Source organism: Sphingomonas baiyangensis (genome assembly GCF_005144715.1).
GTDB lineage: Bacteria > Pseudomonadota > Alphaproteobacteria > Sphingomonadales > Sphingomonadaceae > Sphingomonas > Sphingomonas baiyangensis.
Genome location: NZ_SWKR01000002.1, coordinates 1879197 through 1896795 on the forward strand (window position 1 = coordinate 1879197; position 17599 = coordinate 1896795).

Annotated in this window: 16 protein-coding genes; 12 read left to right on the forward strand and 4 right to left on the reverse strand. The window is 67.5% G+C overall.

What is annotated here, in order from left to right:
• Window positions 1-5: 5 nt before the first annotated feature.
• Window positions 6-1376: a hypothetical protein gene (locus tag FBR43_RS12340; RefSeq protein WP_136943395.1), complete on the reverse strand. Its 1371-nt coding sequence runs from the start codon at window positions 1374-1376 to the stop codon at window positions 6-8.
• Window positions 1377-1472: 96 nt separating this feature from the next.
• Between FBR43_RS12340 and FBR43_RS12345 the strand changes: the two genes are divergently transcribed.
• The 12 genes from FBR43_RS12345 to FBR43_RS12400 all read left to right on the forward strand — a co-directional run bounded on the left by FBR43_RS12345 (window position 1473) and on the right by FBR43_RS12400 (window position 12504).
• On the forward strand, window positions 1473-2564 hold the full coding sequence (locus FBR43_RS12345) for a DUF3800 domain-containing protein (RefSeq protein WP_136943396.1): 1092 nt from the start codon (window positions 1473-1475) through the stop codon (window positions 2562-2564).
• A gap of 275 nt (window positions 2565-2839) precedes the next feature.
• On the forward strand, window positions 2840-3766 hold the full coding sequence (gene trbB / locus FBR43_RS12350; RefSeq protein WP_136944206.1) for a P-type conjugative transfer ATPase TrbB: 927 nt from the start codon (window positions 2840-2842) through the stop codon (window positions 3764-3766).
• A complete protein-coding gene (locus FBR43_RS12355; RefSeq protein ID WP_136943397.1) occupies window positions 3763-4092 on the forward strand; it encodes a TrbC/VirB2 family protein in 330 nt (109 codons plus the stop codon). Before trbB ends, FBR43_RS12355 begins: the two co-directional genes overlap by 4 nt.
• Window positions 4092-4370, forward strand: a complete 279-nt coding sequence (locus tag FBR43_RS12360) for a VirB3 family type IV secretion system protein (RefSeq protein ID WP_136943398.1) — start codon at window positions 4092-4094, stop codon at window positions 4368-4370. The genes FBR43_RS12355 and FBR43_RS12360 overlap by 1 nt, the downstream gene beginning before the upstream one ends.
• A gap of 7 nt (window positions 4371-4377) precedes the next feature.
• Window positions 4378-6804, forward strand: coding sequence for a conjugal transfer protein TrbE (trbE, locus tag FBR43_RS12365; protein WP_136943399.1), 2427 nt, complete (start codon window positions 4378-4380; stop codon window positions 6802-6804).
• A gap of 5 nt (window positions 6805-6809) precedes the next feature.
• Window positions 6810-7559, forward strand: a complete 750-nt coding sequence (gene trbJ / locus FBR43_RS12370; RefSeq protein WP_136943400.1) for a P-type conjugative transfer protein TrbJ — start codon at window positions 6810-6812, stop codon at window positions 7557-7559.
• A gap of 12 nt (window positions 7560-7571) precedes the next feature.
• Window positions 7572-7934, forward strand: coding sequence for a putative entry exclusion protein TrbK-alt (trbK-alt, locus tag FBR43_RS12375; protein ID WP_136943401.1), 363 nt, complete (start codon window positions 7572-7574; stop codon window positions 7932-7934).
• A gap of 2 nt (window positions 7935-7936) precedes the next feature.
• The gene (trbL, locus tag FBR43_RS12380; protein ID WP_136943402.1) at window positions 7937-9388 is read left to right on the forward strand and encodes a P-type conjugative transfer protein TrbL; all 1452 of its coding nucleotides are present in this window, start codon (window positions 7937-7939) and stop codon (window positions 9386-9388) included.
• A gap of 5 nt (window positions 9389-9393) precedes the next feature.
• Window positions 9394-10077 (forward strand): conjugal transfer protein TrbF, encoded by a 684-nt coding sequence (gene trbF, locus FBR43_RS12385; protein WP_136943403.1) that lies wholly within the window; start codon window positions 9394-9396, stop codon window positions 10075-10077.
• Entirely contained in the window at window positions 10074-11072 is a 999-nt protein-coding gene (gene trbG, locus FBR43_RS12390) for a P-type conjugative transfer protein TrbG (RefSeq protein ID WP_136943404.1), read from the forward strand. Before trbF ends, trbG begins: the two co-directional genes overlap by 4 nt.
• Window positions 11069-12280, forward strand: coding sequence for a TrbI/VirB10 family protein (locus tag FBR43_RS12395; protein WP_136943405.1), 1212 nt, complete (start codon window positions 11069-11071; stop codon window positions 12278-12280). Before trbG ends, FBR43_RS12395 begins: the two co-directional genes overlap by 4 nt.
• On the forward strand, window positions 12277-12504 hold the full coding sequence (locus FBR43_RS12400) for a DUF2274 domain-containing protein (RefSeq protein WP_136943406.1): 228 nt from the start codon (window positions 12277-12279) through the stop codon (window positions 12502-12504). Before FBR43_RS12395 ends, FBR43_RS12400 begins: the two co-directional genes overlap by 4 nt.
• An 18-nt stretch (window positions 12505-12522) precedes the next feature.
• Here FBR43_RS12400 and FBR43_RS12405 read toward each other — a convergent pair whose 3' ends face one another.
• From FBR43_RS12405 to FBR43_RS12415, 3 genes are all read right to left on the reverse strand, one after another.
• Window positions 12523-13431 carry a LysR family transcriptional regulator gene (locus FBR43_RS12405; RefSeq protein ID WP_136943407.1) on the reverse strand — a complete coding sequence of 303 codons (909 nt, stop codon included), beginning with the start codon at window positions 13429-13431 and terminating at the stop codon, window positions 12523-12525.
• Window positions 13432-13794: 363 nt separating this feature from the next.
• Window positions 13795-14394, reverse strand: a complete 600-nt coding sequence (locus tag FBR43_RS12410) for a cation diffusion facilitator family transporter (protein ID WP_136943408.1) — start codon at window positions 14392-14394, stop codon at window positions 13795-13797.
• A complete protein-coding gene (locus FBR43_RS12415) occupies window positions 14391-17597 on the reverse strand; it encodes an efflux RND transporter permease subunit (RefSeq protein ID WP_136943409.1) in 3207 nt (1068 codons plus the stop codon). The genes FBR43_RS12410 and FBR43_RS12415 overlap by 4 nt, the downstream gene beginning before the upstream one ends.
• Window positions 17598-17599 lie beyond the last annotated feature (2 nt).

Here is a 17599-nt window from a genome sequence, read left to right on the forward strand (position 1 = left end):
AAAACCTACCGGCGCTTGCTGGCGCCGAGGTCCGTCACCGACGCGAGAACAGTGTTCTCCCAGATCGTGTTGCATTGGATCTCGCCGTCCTGCTCGAACCAATGGGTCGCGCCGGGGATGAGGTCGAACGGTATGGGATTGCTCGCGAGCGGATTGTGAAAGAATTCGAGTTCCTGACACCATGCTTCGCCAAACGGCCAGAGCGCTTCATAGTCTGGGCTGGAGATCGACAAAGCGAACGGGATCGCGTCGACCGCACCGGGCGTTCGATCGAACAGGATCCCCTGCCGAACCATGTCGAGGCCGGGCGGTTGCCAGCCGGCGAGAAACCCCATCCGGTTGAACTTGGACAGGGTGGCGGCATTGCTGAACAACACACCCGACAGATGGGCGTTGGCCGGATCGCGAAAGAGGCCTGCCGGAATTCGGTTCTTTCCTGTCAGATGCGAAATCGACGCGCCTGCGGCACGGCGATCGGCACCTTCGCCTTCCACGTAGGCCTTGAAGCCATACAGATAGGTTGGCAGCGCTTCGCGGCTCCAGACCATTGAGCCGGACTCGTGGAAGTCCGCGATGGCAATCGCGAATGGCTGGCCCCGTACGTGCGCCATGTGCTCATAGTTGCGCTGGAGCTTCCCCCTGAGCGTCTTGGCGAAGCGCTCGGCGGTATCGCCCGTCAATCGCTCGTCCCGATCCTCCGGCGCGTGCACCCATGGACCGATGCCACCGGATCGCGGCTCGGCGGAATTGGCGGTCACGGCCTCGATCCAGCAATTGGCCCCGCCCAGTTCGATCTCGAAGTCCGGGGACACATGGTCCTGCCGCACCCGAATACCCTGCTCCCGGAAGCACGCCAGCAGGTAGAGCTCGAACAGTCGTGAGGCGAAGTTGTTCGTCTGGAAGTCGCTGACGAAATTCGGGTCCGGGTTTGGCAACGCCAGATAGCATTCGCCCACCGCCATCAATGCGGGGAGATGATCCAGCGTGGATGACAGAAGCTCAAATTCAGGCGAGGCGCCGGCCGAACCGATCTCGCATAGCGGGCGCCGCCTCCGCTCGCCGGAAGGAAGCGGCTCGGGTGGTTTCCCGATCCGAAAGCTTGTCCGCAGATGGGCCAAGGCCAGGTCCGGGTTTGCGAAGCCGCCGCGCTCATCGGTCCGCACCCATCGGTGGTCCACACGCCGCCTCAGGGTCAAGGTCGAAAAGGTCCAGGTCGCAGGGTCGATCAGAATCGCGCCTGCCGCCTCGGATTTCGCCGTCTTGTAGGCATCGTAGATTTCCCGGTCGCCGAAGTTCGGACCGCGCTCGAGCGAGAGCGCGAAGAGATCAAACTGCCGCGCGTTGATCTGCTTGAGGTCTGCATTCTCGCCAGTCACGTCAGATCAGCCTCGCGGCATTCATTCGCATCGTGCCATCTATGGCGGTTCACGGTGGGTTCTGGCAGTCTATTCGCGCGATTCTCGCGAGGGTTCATGAAGCACTATTTCCTCGACGAGAGCGGCCATGGGGGAGATCTTGCCTCGGCCAACTTGCTCGATTTCTCTGGGCAGCCGGTTTTCGCGCTTGGCTGTGTCGGAATCGACGACGAATCCGCCCTCGCTGCCGAACTCGAACGCCTTCGCGAAAAGCACCAGTGCGGGGCCGGTGAACTCAAATCGAGTTCGCTTGGCGCCAAGCTCCCGGCCTTCGCCTGTGATCTAATGGAATGGCTCGTGGTCCATGAGGCCGCCATCTTTGTGGAGATTGTTGAGAAGCGCTTCTTCATCGCGATTCACGTCGTCAATAACCTGCTCTGCGGGCGCTACAGTCTGGATGATGTTGACCAGGAGAGCAGGAGCCTGTTCGCCGAGTTCCTGAGCAGATCCGAGTTCGAACCGATCCTGCTCGGCTATATCGGAGCCTGCCGCTCCGAGGCCCTCGGCGACGTGACGAATCTCCTGACTCTGCTGTGGGATGCCCTGGATGAGTCGGATGAGGATGTCGCCCGCACTCTGCAGGTGCTCACGATGTATGCACGCGACCATGCCCGGCTCGGGGACGCCAAAGTCGGCAAATTTCTTCCGATCCCCGACCTGAGCGTCACGGGGAAGAAGGTCTGGATGCTGCCGAACCTCTCGTCCCTGACCAATATCTATGGCCGCATCAACCAGTCGCGCCGGCAAGGTTTGGACGGGGTCACGCTCGTTCACGACATCCAGCTCCAGTATGACAAGGTGCTGAGCGACGGAAAGGCGATGCTGGAGAAGCTTGCGGCTGAGAACGCGATGCCGGTCGTGCCGTTTGCCGACTATCAGCTGCGCGGTAACGTCACGATGAGGTTCGCCTCCTCTGCCGATGATAGCTGCCTTCAGGCCGCCGACCTCCTCGCTGGCAGCGCCATGCGGTTTGTCCGCTCAGGCTTTCCGCGACAAAGACGCAGTGATCCGGCGCTGCGCCAGGCTTTTTTCAAGATATACGAAACCGGCAATCCATTCACCGCGACCGGCATCAATCTCGTCGTCACTGACGCGATCCTCGACCGCCTCCAAATCCCGAACATCCCCTCCGCGCCGTTCGTATTCTAATGCCGCGTGGCCGGGAGTGGTCCGAGTCGCCGGTCAGACGGAACCAATCGGGCTTCCAAGGCCGTTCGGGAAAGCCTCCGCGAACACGCGATCTACGCTCGGGCTTCTTCTTCTACGCCATGGCTCTACGACGATAAGTATCTGTTGCGCATCCTGATTTTCGCGCCTCCTTAGTCACCCCTGTCGCCGGTGCAGTGCCGCATCGGCCGTCAAACAGGGTGATCCGCGTGGTCGTAACGCCGTCCCGTTCAGAGGCCTCCCGCCGTGGCGCGAAGATGCTGCGGACCGCGCTCGGGTCCTCGATCGCGGCCTGGCTGGACGATCCCGGAATCGTTGAGATCATGCTCAATCCGGACGGGCGGCTCTGGATCGATCGCTTGGGCAGCGGCCTGGCCGACACGGGTATTGGCGTCGCGGCAGCCGACGGCGAACGCATCATCCGCCTCGTCGCGCATCATGTCGGCAGCGAGGTCCATGCCCGCGCACCGCGCGTCTCTGCCGAACTGCCGGAGACCGGCGAGCGCTTCGAGGGCCTGTTGCCGCCGGTCGTCACCGCCCCCACCTTTGCGATCCGCAAACCTGCCGTCGCGGTGTTCACGCTGGACGATTACGTCGCAGCGGGCATCATCACGCGCCTGCAGCGCGCGGCGTTGCGCAAGGCGATAGCCGGCCGCGAGAATATCCTCGTCGCCGGCGGCACCGGCACGGGCAAGACCACCCTCACCAATGCGCTGCTCGCCGAGATCGCCGGGACCAGCGACCGCATCGTGCTCATCGAGGACACGCGCGAGCTCCAGTGCACCGCGCCCAATCTCGTCGCGATGCGGACCAAGGATGGCGTGGCCACCCTCTCCGACCTCGTCCGCTCCTCGCTGCGGCTCCGGCCCGACCGCATTCCAATCGGCGAGGTTCGCGGTGCCGAGGCGCTCGATCTGCTCAAGGCCTGGGGCACCGGCCATCCCGGCGGCTTCGGGACGATCCACGCCGGCACTGCTCTCGGCGCGCTCCGCCGCCTCGAGCAACTGATCCAGGAAGCCGTAACCACCGTGCCCCGGCCGCTGATCGCCGAGACCATCGGCCTGATCGCGGTGCTGGTCCGCGACGGCACCGGCCGCCGGCTCGCCGAACTCGCCCGCGTCGAAGGTCTCGATGCCTCCGGCGAATACCGACTCCACTCCCTCAGCAACGGAGAAATCCAATGAACGGCTCGCTTGTCCCCCTCCGCGTCCGCGCGGCAGCCTTCGCAACCTGCGCGATCCTCGCGCTCGCCGCCGGTCCGGCGCACGCCTCGGGCTCGTCCATGCCCTGGGAGAGCCCGCTCCAGTCGATCCTCGAAAGCATCGAGGGCCCCGTCGCCAAGATCATCGCGGTGATCATCATCATCGTCACCGGCCTGACGCTTGCCTTTGGTGAGACCTCGGGCGGCTTCCGCCGGCTCATCCAGATCGTGTTCGGGCTGAGCATCGCCTTTGCCGCCAGCTCCTTCTTCCTCAGCTTCTTCAGCTTCGGCGGCGGGGCGCTGGTCTGATGGAGACCCTCGATCCCGGTGCGGCCCTTCCGGGCTATTTCGCGCCCGTCCATCGCGCGCTGACCGAGCAGATCCTGCTCGGCGGCGCTCCCCGTTCGGTCGCGATCGTCAACGGCACGCTCGCCGGAGCGGTCGGGCTCGGCTTACGGCTCTGGGTGGTCGGGCTGCTCCTCTGGGCGGTCGGCCATGCCGCCGCGGTCTGGGCGGCACGGCGCGACGCACAGTTCCTCGAGGTCGGACGGCGCCACATGCGCTACCCCGCCTGGCTGCGCGCGTGAGGCCGCGATGATGTCGCTCCGCGAATATCGCCAGCGCGGCGCCGCGCTCGCCGACTTCCTGCCCTGGGCGGCACTGGTCGCGCCCGGCATCGTCCTCAACAAAGACGGCTCGTTCCAGCGGACCGCCGCAATCCGGGGTCCCGACCTCGATTCGGCGACCCCCGCTGAACTCGTCGCGACCGCGGGGCGGCTCAACAGCGCACTGCGCCGCCTCGGCTCGGGCTGGGCGATCTTCGTTGAGGCGCAGCGCGTGCCGGCGCACGATTATCCCGCGAGCACGTTCCCCGACCCGGCCTCGGCGCTGGTCGACCGCGAGCGCAGCGCGCAGTTCGCCGAGGAAGGCGTGCATTACGAAAGTGCCTATTTCCTCACGCTGCAATGGATGCCGCCGGCCGAAGACGCCGCGCGCGCCGAAGGCTGGCTCTACGAGGGGCGGTCCCGCTCGGGTGTCGACACGCGCGAGCTGCTCGCGGGCTTCGCCGACCGCAGCGCGCGCCTCCTCCAGCTGCTCGAAGGGTTCGTGCCCGAGGCACGCTGGCTCGATGATGCCGAGACGCTCACCTATCTCCATTCGACCGTCTCGACCCGGCGCCAGCGGGTGCGCGTGCCCGAGACGCCGATGCACCTCGACGTGCTTCTGGCGGATCAGCCGCTGGTCGGCGGCCTCGAGCCGCGCCTTGGAAGCCAGCATTTGCGGACGCTGACGGTGATCGGCTTTCCGAGCGCGACCTTTCCCGGGCTGCTCGACGACCTCAACCGGCTCGCCTTTCCCTATCGCTGGGTCACCCGCGCGATCATGCTCGACAAGACCGACGCGACAAGGTTGCTCGCGCGCATCCGCCGCCAATGGTTCGCCAAGCGCAAGTCGATCGCCGCGATCCTCAAGGAGGTGATGACCAACGAGGCCTCGGTGCTCGTCGACAGCGACGCGGCCAACAAGGCCGCCGACGCCGATCTAGCCCTGCAGGAGCTCGGCAGCGATCTCGTCGGGCAGGCTTATGTGACCGCCACGGTCAGCGTCTGGGACGCCGACCCGGGGATCGCGGCCGAAAAGCTTCGGCTGGTCGAGAAGGTCATCCAGGGCCGCGACTTCACCGTCATCGCCGAGGGCATGAACGCGGTCGAGGCATGGCTCGGGAGCCTGCCGGGGCATGTCTACGCCAATGTCCGCCAGCCGCCCATCTCGACGCTTAACCTCGCGCACATGGTGCCGCTATCCGCCGTCTGGGCAGGGCCGGCGCGCGACGAGCATTTCGATGCGCCGCCGCTCTTCTTCGCGCGCACCGAAGGCTCGACGCCTTTCCGCTTCGCGCTCCATGTCGGCGATGTCGGTCATACGCTAATCGTCGGGCCGACCGGGACCGGCAAGTCGGTGCTGCTCGCGCTGATGGCGATGCAGTTCCGCCGCTACGAGCATGCGCAGATCTTCGCCTTCGACTTTGGCGGCTCGATCCGCGCCGCTGCGCTCGCCATGGGCGGCGACTGGCAGGACCTTGGCGCTTCGCGGGAGGACGATGCAGCCGAGGGGGTGCGGCTGCAGCCGCTCGCCCGGATCCACGACCTCGCCGAGCGAAGCTGGGCGGCCGAATGGCTGGCAGCGATCCTCGCCGCCGAAGGTGTCGTCGTCGATCCCCAGGCCAAGGAGCATCTCTGGGCGGCGCTCGGCTCGCTGGCGTCGGCACCGGTCGCCGAACGCACCCTGACCGGCCTGTCGGTGCTGCTCCAGTCGCAGCCGCTCAAGCAGGCGCTCGGGCCCTATTGCGTCGGCGGGCCGCACGGCCAGCTGCTCGACGCCGAGACCGAGCAGCTCGGGCAAGCCCGAGTCCAGGCGTTCGAGACCGAGGGCCTTGTCGGCAGCGCCGCCGCGCCCGCCGTGCTTTCCTATCTGTTCCACCGCATCGAGGCGCATCTCGACGGCGCGCCGACCCTGATCATCATCGACGAAGGCTGGCTGGTGCTCGATAGTCCGGCATTCGCCGCCCAGTTGCGCGAATGGCTCAAGACGCTGCGCAAGAAGAATGCGAGCGTGGTGTTCGCCACCCAGAGCCTTGCCGATATCGAGAGCTCCGCCATTGCCCCGGCAATCGTCGAGAGCTGCCCGACGCGGATCTTCCTCCCCAATGAGCGCGCCTTCGAGCCGCAGATCGCCGCGATCTACCGGCGCTTCGGGTTGAACGAGCGCCAGATCGAGATCCTCGCGCGGGCGACGCCTAAGCGCGACTATTATTGTCAGTCGCGCCGCGGCAACCGCCTGTTCGATCTGGGACTAGGCGAAGTCGCGCTCGCCTTCACGGCGGCCTCGTCGCGCACCGACCAGCGCCGCATCGCAGAACTTGTCGAGGCCCATGGCCGCGCCGGCTTCGCGCCTGCGTGGCTGCGCGCCCGCGGCCTCGACTGGGCCGCGGATCTTCTCTTCCTCATCAACCAGGAGTGACTGTCATGCGTTTATCTCTCCTCCGCCGCCTTACGCTTTCCGGCGCTTCGGCCCTGCTGATTGCCTTTGCCGCCGCCCCGGCGCACGCCCAGCTCGGCGGCATCGTCTACGATCCCAGCAACTATTCGCAGAATGTGCTGACGGCGGCGCGGACGCTCCAGCAGATCAACAATCAGATCCGCTCGCTGCAGAATGAGGCGGAAGGGCTGATCAACGACGCGAAGAATCTCGCGGCGCTGCCCTTCTCGTCGCTCGCCGAACTCCAGTCCCAGGTCCGGCAGACCCAGCAGTTGCTGAGCAACGCCCAGCGCATCGCCTATTCGGTCCAGTCGATCGACCAGGCGTTCGCTGGCCGCTACCGGGCGGACAATCTGTCGGCGAGTGACAAGGCGCTGATCGCCAATGCCCGCGCCCGCTGGGAAGACACCGTCGCCGCCTTCGAGGACGCGCTCAAGGTCCAGGCTGGCGTCGTTGGCAATATCGAAGGCTCGCGCAGCGTCATGGACCGGCTGGTCGGCTCGAGCCAGTCGGCCTCGGGCGCGCTGCAGGCCGCGCAGGCCGGCAATCAGCTGCTCGCGCTCCAGGCGCGCCAGCTGGCCGACCTGACCGCGCTCGTCGCCGCGCAGGGCCGGGCCCAGTCCTTAGAGGCGGCGCAGCGCGCGGCCGCGCAGGACCAGGCGCGCGAGCAATTGCGCCGATTTCTCGCGCCCGGGGCTGGCTACCGGTCGGCCCCGGCCAAGATGTTCCACGACTGAGGCGCGCGGGCGATGAACATCCGGCTCCCGGCGCGCATCGGCGCATTCGCCTGTCTCGGCCTGGCGGTCGCCATGGCCGCGCTGGCGCTACGCGGATCGCCGCAGCCGACCGAGACCGCACGGTCCCGGCCAGAGATTGTGGCGCCGGCCGATCCGCTCGAAGCCCGTCTGCGGCAATGCCAGCAGGCAGGCGAGGCCGCGGGTAACGACCGCGACTGCCTCGCCGCCTGGGCGGAGAACCGCCGGCGCTTCCTCGGGCTCGACCGCGCGCGGCCGGCCGAGCCCGCCTCATCGCCGCTCGCGAACCAGATCGTCCCATCTTCAATCCCGGCTCCCGACACGGGCCCGGCAGCTGCGCAGCTACAGGAGCATTGAGCATGGGCGGCACCGGGGTCATCGACCGCTTCCTCGAGGTCTTCACCCGCTACATCGATTCCGGGTTCGGGCTGCTCCATGGCGAGGTCGCGTTCATCGCGACGACCTTGATCGTCATCGACGTCACGCTCGCCGCTCTGTTCTGGACGCTCGGCGAGGGCGACGACATCATTGCCCGGCTGATCAAGAAGACGCTCTTCGTCGGCATCTTCGCCTATATCATCGGCAACTGGAACGCGCTGGCGCGGATCGTCTTCGAGAGCTTCGCCGGCCTCGGGCTGAAGGCCTCGGGCACCGGCTTCACGGCCGCCGAGCTGCTCCAGCCCGGGCGCGTCGCACAAGTTGGGCTCGATGCCGGCCGGCCCATACTCGAATCCATCTCGGGCCTGATGGGCTACATCAGCTTCTTCGAAAACTTCATCCAGATCGTCGTCCTGCTGTTCGCCTGGGTCGTCGTGCTGCTCGCCTTCTTCGTGCTGGCCGTGCAGCTCTTCGTCACGCTGGTCGAATTCAAGCTGACGGTCCTGTGCGGCTTCGTGCTCATCCCCTTCGGGCTCTTCGGTAAGACCGCCTTCATGGCCGAGCGCGTGCTCGGCCATGTGGTGTCGTCGGGCATCAAGGTGCTGGTGCTCGCCGTCATCGTCGGCATCGGCTCGACCCTCTTCTCCGAGTTCACCGACGCGGTTGGCAATGCCCAGCCGACAATCGAGGATGCCATGGCGATCGTGCTCGGCGCACTGTGCCTGCTGGGTCTCGGAATCTTTGGGCCGGGCATCGCCAGCGGCATCGTATCGGGCGGCCCGCAGCTGGGAGCCGGCGCCGCGGCCGGCACCGCGCTCGCAGCGGGCAGCGTGGTCGCAGCGGGCGCCGCCGCCGGTGGCGCGGCGCTGAGCGCTGCCGGTGGCGCTCTCGCCGGCACCGCGCGCACCGTTGGCTCCGCCGCCAGTGCCTATCGCGTCGGTGCCGAGGGCAAATCGGGGCTCGGCGGTGTTGCCGCCGGACTCGGCAGCGTCGGGCGCGCCGCGGCAGAGCGTGCCCCATCCCCGCTCCGCGGCAGCTCGAACCAGGCCTCGCCCGGATCCGCAGGCTCGGGTGCCGGTCGTTCCTCGAGCGGAGCGGCACCTGACCAGACCGCCTCTGCTCCGATTGCGGTCGGCAGCACGGCAGCCGCTGAGCCGCACGCGGATTCAACTCCGGCCGGATCCGACATGGGCGACGCTCCCGTCGCGCATCCGAGCCCACAGCACGGCGAGACGTCATCCGCTCAGCCCGACACGTCGCCGGAGCCGGTCGCCGATCCTGCCAGTGCTGCCGCTGGCGGTCCGCCTGCCTGGGCACGCGCGATGCGCCGCAACCAGGCCATCGTCCACGGCGCCAGCGTCGCAACCCATACGCTGCGCGGGGGCGACAGCCGCGGACCCGGCGCCTCCGTCAGCATCACCGACAAGGAGTGACACGCATGTTTCGACGATCGACCGTGCGCTACGGCGCGACCCCCGAGCCGCAGACGCCCTATCAGCGCGCCGGTCAGGCATGGGACGAGCGCATCGGGTCGGCGCGGGTGCAGGCGCGCAACTGGCGCTTTGCCTGCTTCGGCGCGCTCGGGCTTTCGACCCTGCTGGCTTCCGGCATCATCTGGCAGGCTTCGCGCGGCACGATCACCCCCTGGGTCGTGCAGGTTGACAAGCTCGGCGAAGCCCAGGCGGTCGCGCCGGCGGATGCGGCATATCGCCCGAGCGACCCGCAGATCGCGTTCCACCTCGCGCGCTTCATCGAGAATGTCCGCGGCATTCCTGCCGATCCTGTCGTGCTCCGCCAGAACTGGCTGCGCGGATATGACTTCACGACCGCACGCGGAGCGCTCGCGCTCAACGATTATGCGCGTAACAACGACCCGTTCGCGCAGGTCGGCAAGCTGCAGGTGGCGATCGACGTGTCGAGCGTGATCCGTGCCTCCGACGACAGCTTCCGCATCGCCTGGACCGAGCGGCGCTACCAGGACGGCAGCCTCGCCGCCACCGAGCGCTGGTCCGCGATCGTCACCGTCGCGATCCAGAGCCCGCGCACCCCCGACGCCCTGCGCAAGAACCCGCTCGGCGTGTTCGTCACCGCTCTCAACTGGTCGAAGGAGCTTTCGCAATGACCCGCAAAAGTATGGCGGTCGTGCCGCCCCTCTTCATGCTCGGCCTGCTGCCGCTCGCCGGCTGTGCGGCCTCGCGCGCGCAGACGCCTCCGCAGGCAGCCGAGGCGTTGGTGCCTGCAATTCCGGAGTCCGAGCAGCCGCGCAAGGTCGAGATCGTCCGCATCCCCGAACCGCTGCCGCTGCCCGGCCAGCTTAAGCCGATCAGGACCGCCGGCGTGTCAGAGACTGCCGATCCCAAGGCCCGGATCGGCAGCGCCAATGACGCCGCCCGCATGCAACCTGCGCGCGACGGCTTCCTCAATGCGATCCAGCAATATCCATGGGCCGAAGGCGCGCTTTACCAGCTCTACACCGCGCCGGGTCAGGTCACCGACATTGCGCTGCAGGAAGGCGAACAGCTTGTCGGCCCCGTTGCCGCCGGCGACACCGTGCGCTGGATCATGGGTGACACGCTGAGCGGCTCAGGTCCGGCGCAGCGCGTGCATATCCTGGTTAAGCCGACCCGGCCGGGTCTCTCCACCAACCTGGTCATCAACACCGACCGGCGCACCTATCACCTCGAACTGCGCTCGACCCCGGACACCTATATGGCCTCGGTCTCCTGGACCTATCCGCAGGATGCGCTGATCGCGCTTGCCGCGCGGAACCGTGAGGCCGCGGCGCCGCCGCCGGTGCCTGGTGTCAACCTTGAGTCGCTCAACTTTAGCTACCGGATCGATGGCGACCGCACGGCGTGGCGCCCGGTTCGTGCCTTCGACGATGGCCGCCAGGTCTTCATCGAGCTCCCGACAAGCATCGGCCAAAGCGAGCTCCCGCCGCTGTTCGTCGCAGGCGCGAAGGGCGCCGGCGAGCTGGTCAACTACCGGATGCGCGGCCGTTACCTCATCGTCGATCGGTTGTTCGGAGCGGCCGAGCTGCGGCTGGGTGGCGGCAAGTCGCAGAAGCGTGTGCGCGTGCTGCGCGAAGGTGCCCTTCCGGGCGAGAGGGCGAAATGAGCGAGCTTCCCCAGGCGCAGCCGATCGGTGCTGCCGCGCTGCGGCTGCGCGGAGACCCGCCCCGCGTGATGCGGCTCTCGCGCAAGACGCTGGCGGTCGCGGGTTTGGTGGTCACCGCCGGCATTGGCGGGGCGCTGATCTACGCGCTGCAACCAACCGCGCCCAAGGCACCGAACGAGCTCTACGAGACCGACAACCGGGCGGCCAGCGATGCGCTTGCCGGCGCGCCCAAGGACTATTCGCAGGTGCCCAGGCTCGGGCCACCACTTCCGGGCGACCTCGGCAAACCGATCCTCTCGGCCCAGCAGCGCGGCGTCGATGTGCCGCCCCCACCGAACGGCCAGCAAACCCAGCCGGGCGGACCGCCCGATGAGGCGCAGGCCGCGCGCGATCGCATCCGCCAGGAGCGAGACGCGGCCCGGACCAGCAAAATGTTCATCGGAAGCGAGAGCGCGGCGCCACAGACTCCTCCCGGGTCGCCCGCGGCGCTGCCGGCGCAGGGAACGGGCAGCGCGGCCGCGCCGTCGCAAGTGGTCGAGCGCCAAGGGCCGGCGAGCGGTCAGCCCGCGAAGCGCGATTTCGTGACGGCACGCAACGAGCATCCGGCCGAGAGCAGCCATCGGCTCGTTCCTGCCGCTTCGCCTTACATCGTCCAGGCAGGCAGCGTGATCCCGGCCGCGCTCATCACCGGCATCCGCTCCGACCTGCCGGGGATTATTACCGCCCAGGTGACGCAGAATGTCTATGACAGCGTGGCCGGCCGGCATTTGCTGATCCCGCAGGGCAGCCGCCTGATCGGCGAATATGACTCGCAGATCTCATTCGGGCAGAACCGCGTCCTGCTCGCCTGGGATCGGCTCATCCTGCCCGACGGTCGATCGGTCCAGCTCGACCGGCTGCCCGGCACCGATGCCTCGGGCTATTCGGGTCTGCAGGACCGCGTCGACCAGCATTGGGGCGGACTGTTCCGCGCCGCCTTGATCTCGACATTGCTCAGCGTCGGAACCGAGGTTGGCAGCGATGACGAGGACTCGCTGGTGCGCGCGCTGCGCGAAGGCACGTCTGACTCGATCGGCCGCACTGGCCAGGATCTCGTCCGTCGACAGATGAACGTGCAGCCGACATTGACGGTGCGGGCTGGCTTCCAGCTACGCGTGATCGTCACCCGCGATCTTGTGCTGGCACCGGGCGAAGGAGGTGCGAAATGACGCTGAAGCTCGGACCGATCGCCGACGACAAGCCGGTGAAGGTCACGCTCGACATACCCGCCGATGTCTATCGCGATCTCAGCGCCTATGCTGAAGCCCACGCCCAGGCCACTGGTCAAGCGTCCAGCGGCCCCGCCAAGCTGATCGTGCCGATGCTTGTCCAGTTCATGGCCACCGACCGCGGCTTCGCCAAAGCAAGAAGACAGCTGGGGGCCGGAGGATGAACTCGGCCCGCTGCCGTTCTAGTGCCGAACAGGGCGCTCGGGCGGTGCCCGGCCATATCGTCTCGCCGCCAGCGCCAGGAAGCGCGCGAGCGCGGGGTTCTCGTTCTCCTCGCGCCAATGGAGGGTCTGGCTGAGCCGCGTCGGACCGAACGCATCATGGACCTCGCGAAATGCCACGCCCCCGTCTGTCATCGACCCGGCGCCGGCCGTTACCGAGACCCGGTCCCGGGTGATGAGGCTGTGCAGATTGTCGCGGCTCACCGCCTGGGCGACGATTCGCGGCGCGTGGCAAGGCCCCGCGAGACGTGCCGCGATCATCGCTGCGATCAGATCGCCGGGATCGGCCCGGGTCACGAGGAAGGTCATCTCCCGGAGATCGGTCCAGTATAGTCGGTCGCGCTCGAGCAGCCGGTGCTGGAGGCTCAGGCCCACCGCCAGCGGCTCGCTCCACAGGCACAGCGCTTGCCCTCCAGCCCCTTCGCCGGCCACCACCGCCAGATCGAGACGACCCCGGTCCAGGCCATCGAGGAGTTGATCGCGGCCCGCCTCAATTGCCTCAAGCTCGACATCCGGGGCCTCGCGCCGGAAGTCCTCGATCGTCGCTCGCAGATCGCCGGCCGCCAGGGTGCCGTGGAAGCCGATGCGCAGCCTGCCACGCTCGCCGCTGGCGAGCGCCATGACATCGGTCGAAAGCATGTCGAGTTCGCCAACGATCGAGCGGGCCCGGGCGAGGAACTGGATCCCGCTCGGCGTAGGCGCGACACCCTGGGTCGAGCGCGTAAACAGCGGGACCCCGATACGAAGCTCGAGATGGCGGACGCGCTTGCTCAGCGTCGACTGCTTCACGCGAAACTGCTCGGCCGCACGGCTGAAGCTGCCGCTATCGGCCGCCGCCAGCGCATAGCGCAGGAGGTGGACCTCGATCATGGCGCATCCCTGTTCCGTCTTGCCCCGGCATCGGGGGGTGCTGTCGGTCAAGCGTGACGGCGAGTCGAAGCGCTGACAATTCCAAGAAATGGTGGAGTCGCACGGTCTTCGGAGGCGTGAGGGTCCCGTGGCGACTCCAGTCGCTTCGCTCAGTCGCTCCCTGGGTACACGCGCCACGGCCGAAGGCGCGAGGTTAGCCTAAGCCCCAACACCTGGGCGCGCCCCCGCACCGCATCGACCGTCCGCCCCAAGGCCCGGGCGATATCGGGCGTCTGCTGTTTCGCCGCTATCCCAGCCCGCAGCGAAGCATCGTCCTCGGCAGACCACGCCCGGGACGGCCTGCGTTGCGTTGGCTTGCCCTGCTCATCCGGCATCGCGCGCCTCATCGGCGGCATCCCTCAGGATTTCGATTCCACCCTTGATCGCAATCGCCGCCACCGCCACGCCGACAACGAGATCGGGCCAGTTCTGCCCGGTCCAGAGCACGACGCCGCCAGCCACTACGATTCCGCCATTGGAGACGAAGTCGTTGAAGCTGAAGGTCGTCGCCGCGCGCAGGTTTACGTCCGGCTCCTCCAGCCGCTTCAGCAGCCACAGGCAGATGCCGTTCACCACAGCGCCGATCAGCGCCATCGTGATCATCGCCGGGCCCAGCGGCTCGCTCCCCGTCAGGAAGCGCCGCACCGCGTCGACCAGCACGCCTGCCGCGAAGACCAGCAGCAGCACGCCGGAGACGCGCGCCGCGGCGCGCTTCCAATGGTCCGGGCGCGTGAGCGCGAGGAGGCTAATGACATAGACCAGCGCATCGGACGCATTGTCGAGGCCATTGGCAATGAGGGCGCTAGAATCGCCCAGCGCTCCCGTGATGCCGAATCCCGCCGCCAGCGCGACGTTCAGCGCCAGCACGATCCACAGCGTGCGACGCTTGTCCGCGGTGTCGAGCGACAGCCGTTCCTCGCTCATGCCACGACCTCCGCGCCCTCGCTCGGAGCCGGCATCTCGCGCCTGCCGAAGCGCGCGTAGAGCGTCGGCAACACGAACAGCGTCAGCAGCGTGGCCGAGATCAGCCCGCCGATCACCACCGTCGCCAACGGCTTCTGGACCTCGGCGCCCGCGCCATGGCCGAGCGCCATCGGCACGAAACCGAGCGATGCCACCAGCGCGGTCATCGCGACCGGGCGAAGGCGCGCCAGCGCACCCTCCCGCGCCGCGACCGCTCGATCGCGGCCGCGCGCGATCAGGTCCTGGATCGCCGAGACCATGACGAGGCCGTTGAGCACCGCGACGCCGGACAGTGCGATGAAGCCCACGGCCGCCGAGATGGAGAAGGGCATGCCCCGCAGCCACAGCGCCAGCACGCCGCCCACCAACGCCAGCGGCACGCCGGTGAACACGATCAGCGCGTCGCGCACCGAACCGAGCGCACCGTAGAGCAGAAGCATGATCACCACGAAGCAGATCGGCACGACGATCATCAGGCGGTCGCGGGCCGATGCCAGATTCTCGAACTGGCCGCCCCATTCGAGATAGGTGCCCGGCGGCATCTTCACCTGTGTGCCGATCGCCGTCTGCGCGTCGGCGACGACACCGGCGACGTCCCGGCTGCGCACATTGGCCTGCACCACCACGCGGCGCTTGCCGTTCTCGCGGCTGATCTGATTGGGACCATCGACGATGTTAATGTCGGCCACGGTCGAAAGCGGCACAAACCCCCCCTCGGCGGTCGGTACCGGCACCTGCGCAATCGCCGTGAGGTCCGATCGAGCGGCTTCCGGCAGGCGAATGACGACGGGGAAGCGCCGGTCGCCCTCGAAGATCATGCCGGCCTCGCGGCCGCCGATCGCCGCCGCGACCGTGTCCTGTACATCGCCCGCCGTCACGCCGACGCGCGACATGGCGGTGCGGTTTGGGCGGATGTCCAGCATCGGCAGGCCTTCGGTCTGCTCGACGCGCACGTCCGTCGCCCCTGCGGTTTTGCGTAAGGCGCTCGCGATCGCTTCGGCAGTCGCATTCATTTGGGCGAAGTCGTCGCCGAAAACCTTCACGGCGACATCGCCCCGCACGCCCGCGATGAGCTCGTTGAAGCGCATCTGGATCGGCTGGGTGATCTCGTAATTGTTGCCCGGCAGCCTCGCGAGCCGCTTCTCCAGGCGCTCGACGAATTCTGCCTTCTCCAGGTTCGGGTCCGGCCACTGCTCCCTCGGCTTCAGGATCACGAAGGTGTCGCTGATGCTGGGTGGCATCGGATCCGAAGCGATTTCCGAGGTGCCGGTGCGCGAGAAAGCGAACTGCACTTCGGGTTCTTTGGTGATCGCCCGCTCGACATGCGACTGCATCGCCTGGCTCTGGTCGACCGAGGTGCCGGGCACGCGGATCGCCTGAACCAGCACATTGCCTTCATCCAGCTGCGGCAGGAACTCCTGGCCGAGCGTGGTGAAGGCGACGCCGGCCAGCGCCAGCGCGCCGACCGCGACGCCCAGGGTGGCGCTCGGGCGACGCATCGCCGTGTCGAGGCCGGGCTCGTAGCGACGGCGCAGCCAGCTGACGATGCGCCCCTCCTTCTCCTCCACCCGCTTGCTCAACCAGATCGCGATCGCGGCGGGCACGAAGGTCAGGGACAGGATGAAGGCGAAGATCAGCGCGATGATCACCGTCAGCGCCATCGGCTCGAACATCTTGCCCTCGACGCCGGTGAAGGTGAGCAGCGGCGCATAGACGAGGATGATGATCGCCTGGCCATAGACCGAGGGACGGATCATCTCGCGCGACGAAGCAGCCACGATGGCCAGCCGCTCCTTGAGCGGCAGCGCATCCTCCCGGCCATGCTGCGCCTCGGAAATGCGTCGCAGCGAATTCTCGACAATGATCACCGCGCCATCCACGATGAGGCCGAAGTCGAGTGCGCCGAGACTCATCAGGTTCGCAGAGACGCCCGCCTGGAGCATGCCGATGCTGGTGAGCAGCATGGTGATGGGGATGACCATCGCCGCGATCAGCGCGGCGCGGAAGTTGCCGAGCAGCGCGAACAGCACGACGATCACCAGCAGCGCGCCCTCGGCGAGGTTGCGGGCGACGGTCGCGATAGTCGAGTTGACCAGGTCGGTGCGGTTGAGCACCGGCTTCACCACCACGTCCACCGGCAGCGACGGTCCGATCTCATCCAATCGCTTCGACACGCCGGTCGAGACGGTGCGGCTGTTCTCGCCGATCCGCATGACCGCGGTACCGACCACCACCTCGCGCCCGTTCTCCGATGCCGAGCCCATGCGCAGGCCTTGGCCGGTGCGCACACCCGCCACCTGGCTCAGCACGATCGCCACGCCCTCGCGCGTGGCGATCACGGTGCGGGCGAGTTCGTCCGCGGTGCGGATTCGGCCGTCCGCACGCACAGACAGCCCCTCGCCGTTGCGATTGACGATGCCGGCGCCCGTGCTCGTGTTGTTGCGCTCGAGCGCGGTGGCGAGGTCCTGCAGCGTGATCTTCATCGCCGCCATACGCTGGACATCGGGAACGACGAGATATTCCTTGGTGTAGCCGCCGAGCGAGTCGATCCCGGCAAGGCCGTCGGCGCCCTTGAGCTGCGGCGCGACGATCCAGTCCTGGACCGTGCGCAGATAGGTCGCCTTGTCGGCTTCGCTGACCAGATGGTCACCCTCGGGCGTGATATAGCTGCCGTCCGGCTGCAGGCCGGGCTCGCCGCTCTTGTGATTTACTTTGTCGAGCTCGCGATACTCGACCGTCCACATGAAGATGTCGCCGAGGCCCGTAGCGATCGGCCCCATTTCAGGGTTCACGCCTTCGGGGAGATCCTCCTCCGCGGTGCGCAGCCGTTCCGAGACCTGCTGGCGGGCGAAATAGATATCGGTGCCCTCGTCGAACACGGCGGTCACCTGGGCGAAGCCGTTGCGACTGAGCGAACGCGTATATTCGAGGCCGGGAATACCGGCGAGCGCGGTCTCGATCGTAAAGGCGACCTGCTTCTCGACCTGATCGGGCGAGAGCGCGGGCGCGACGATGTTGATCTGGACCTGATTGTTGGTGATGTCGGGGACGGCATCGATCGGCAGTCGCTGGAGCGCGAACATGCCGGCGATGGCGAGGGCGGCGGTGAGAAGCAGGACGAACCAGCGCCGCTCCACCGAGAAGGTGACGATGCGGGCGATCATGG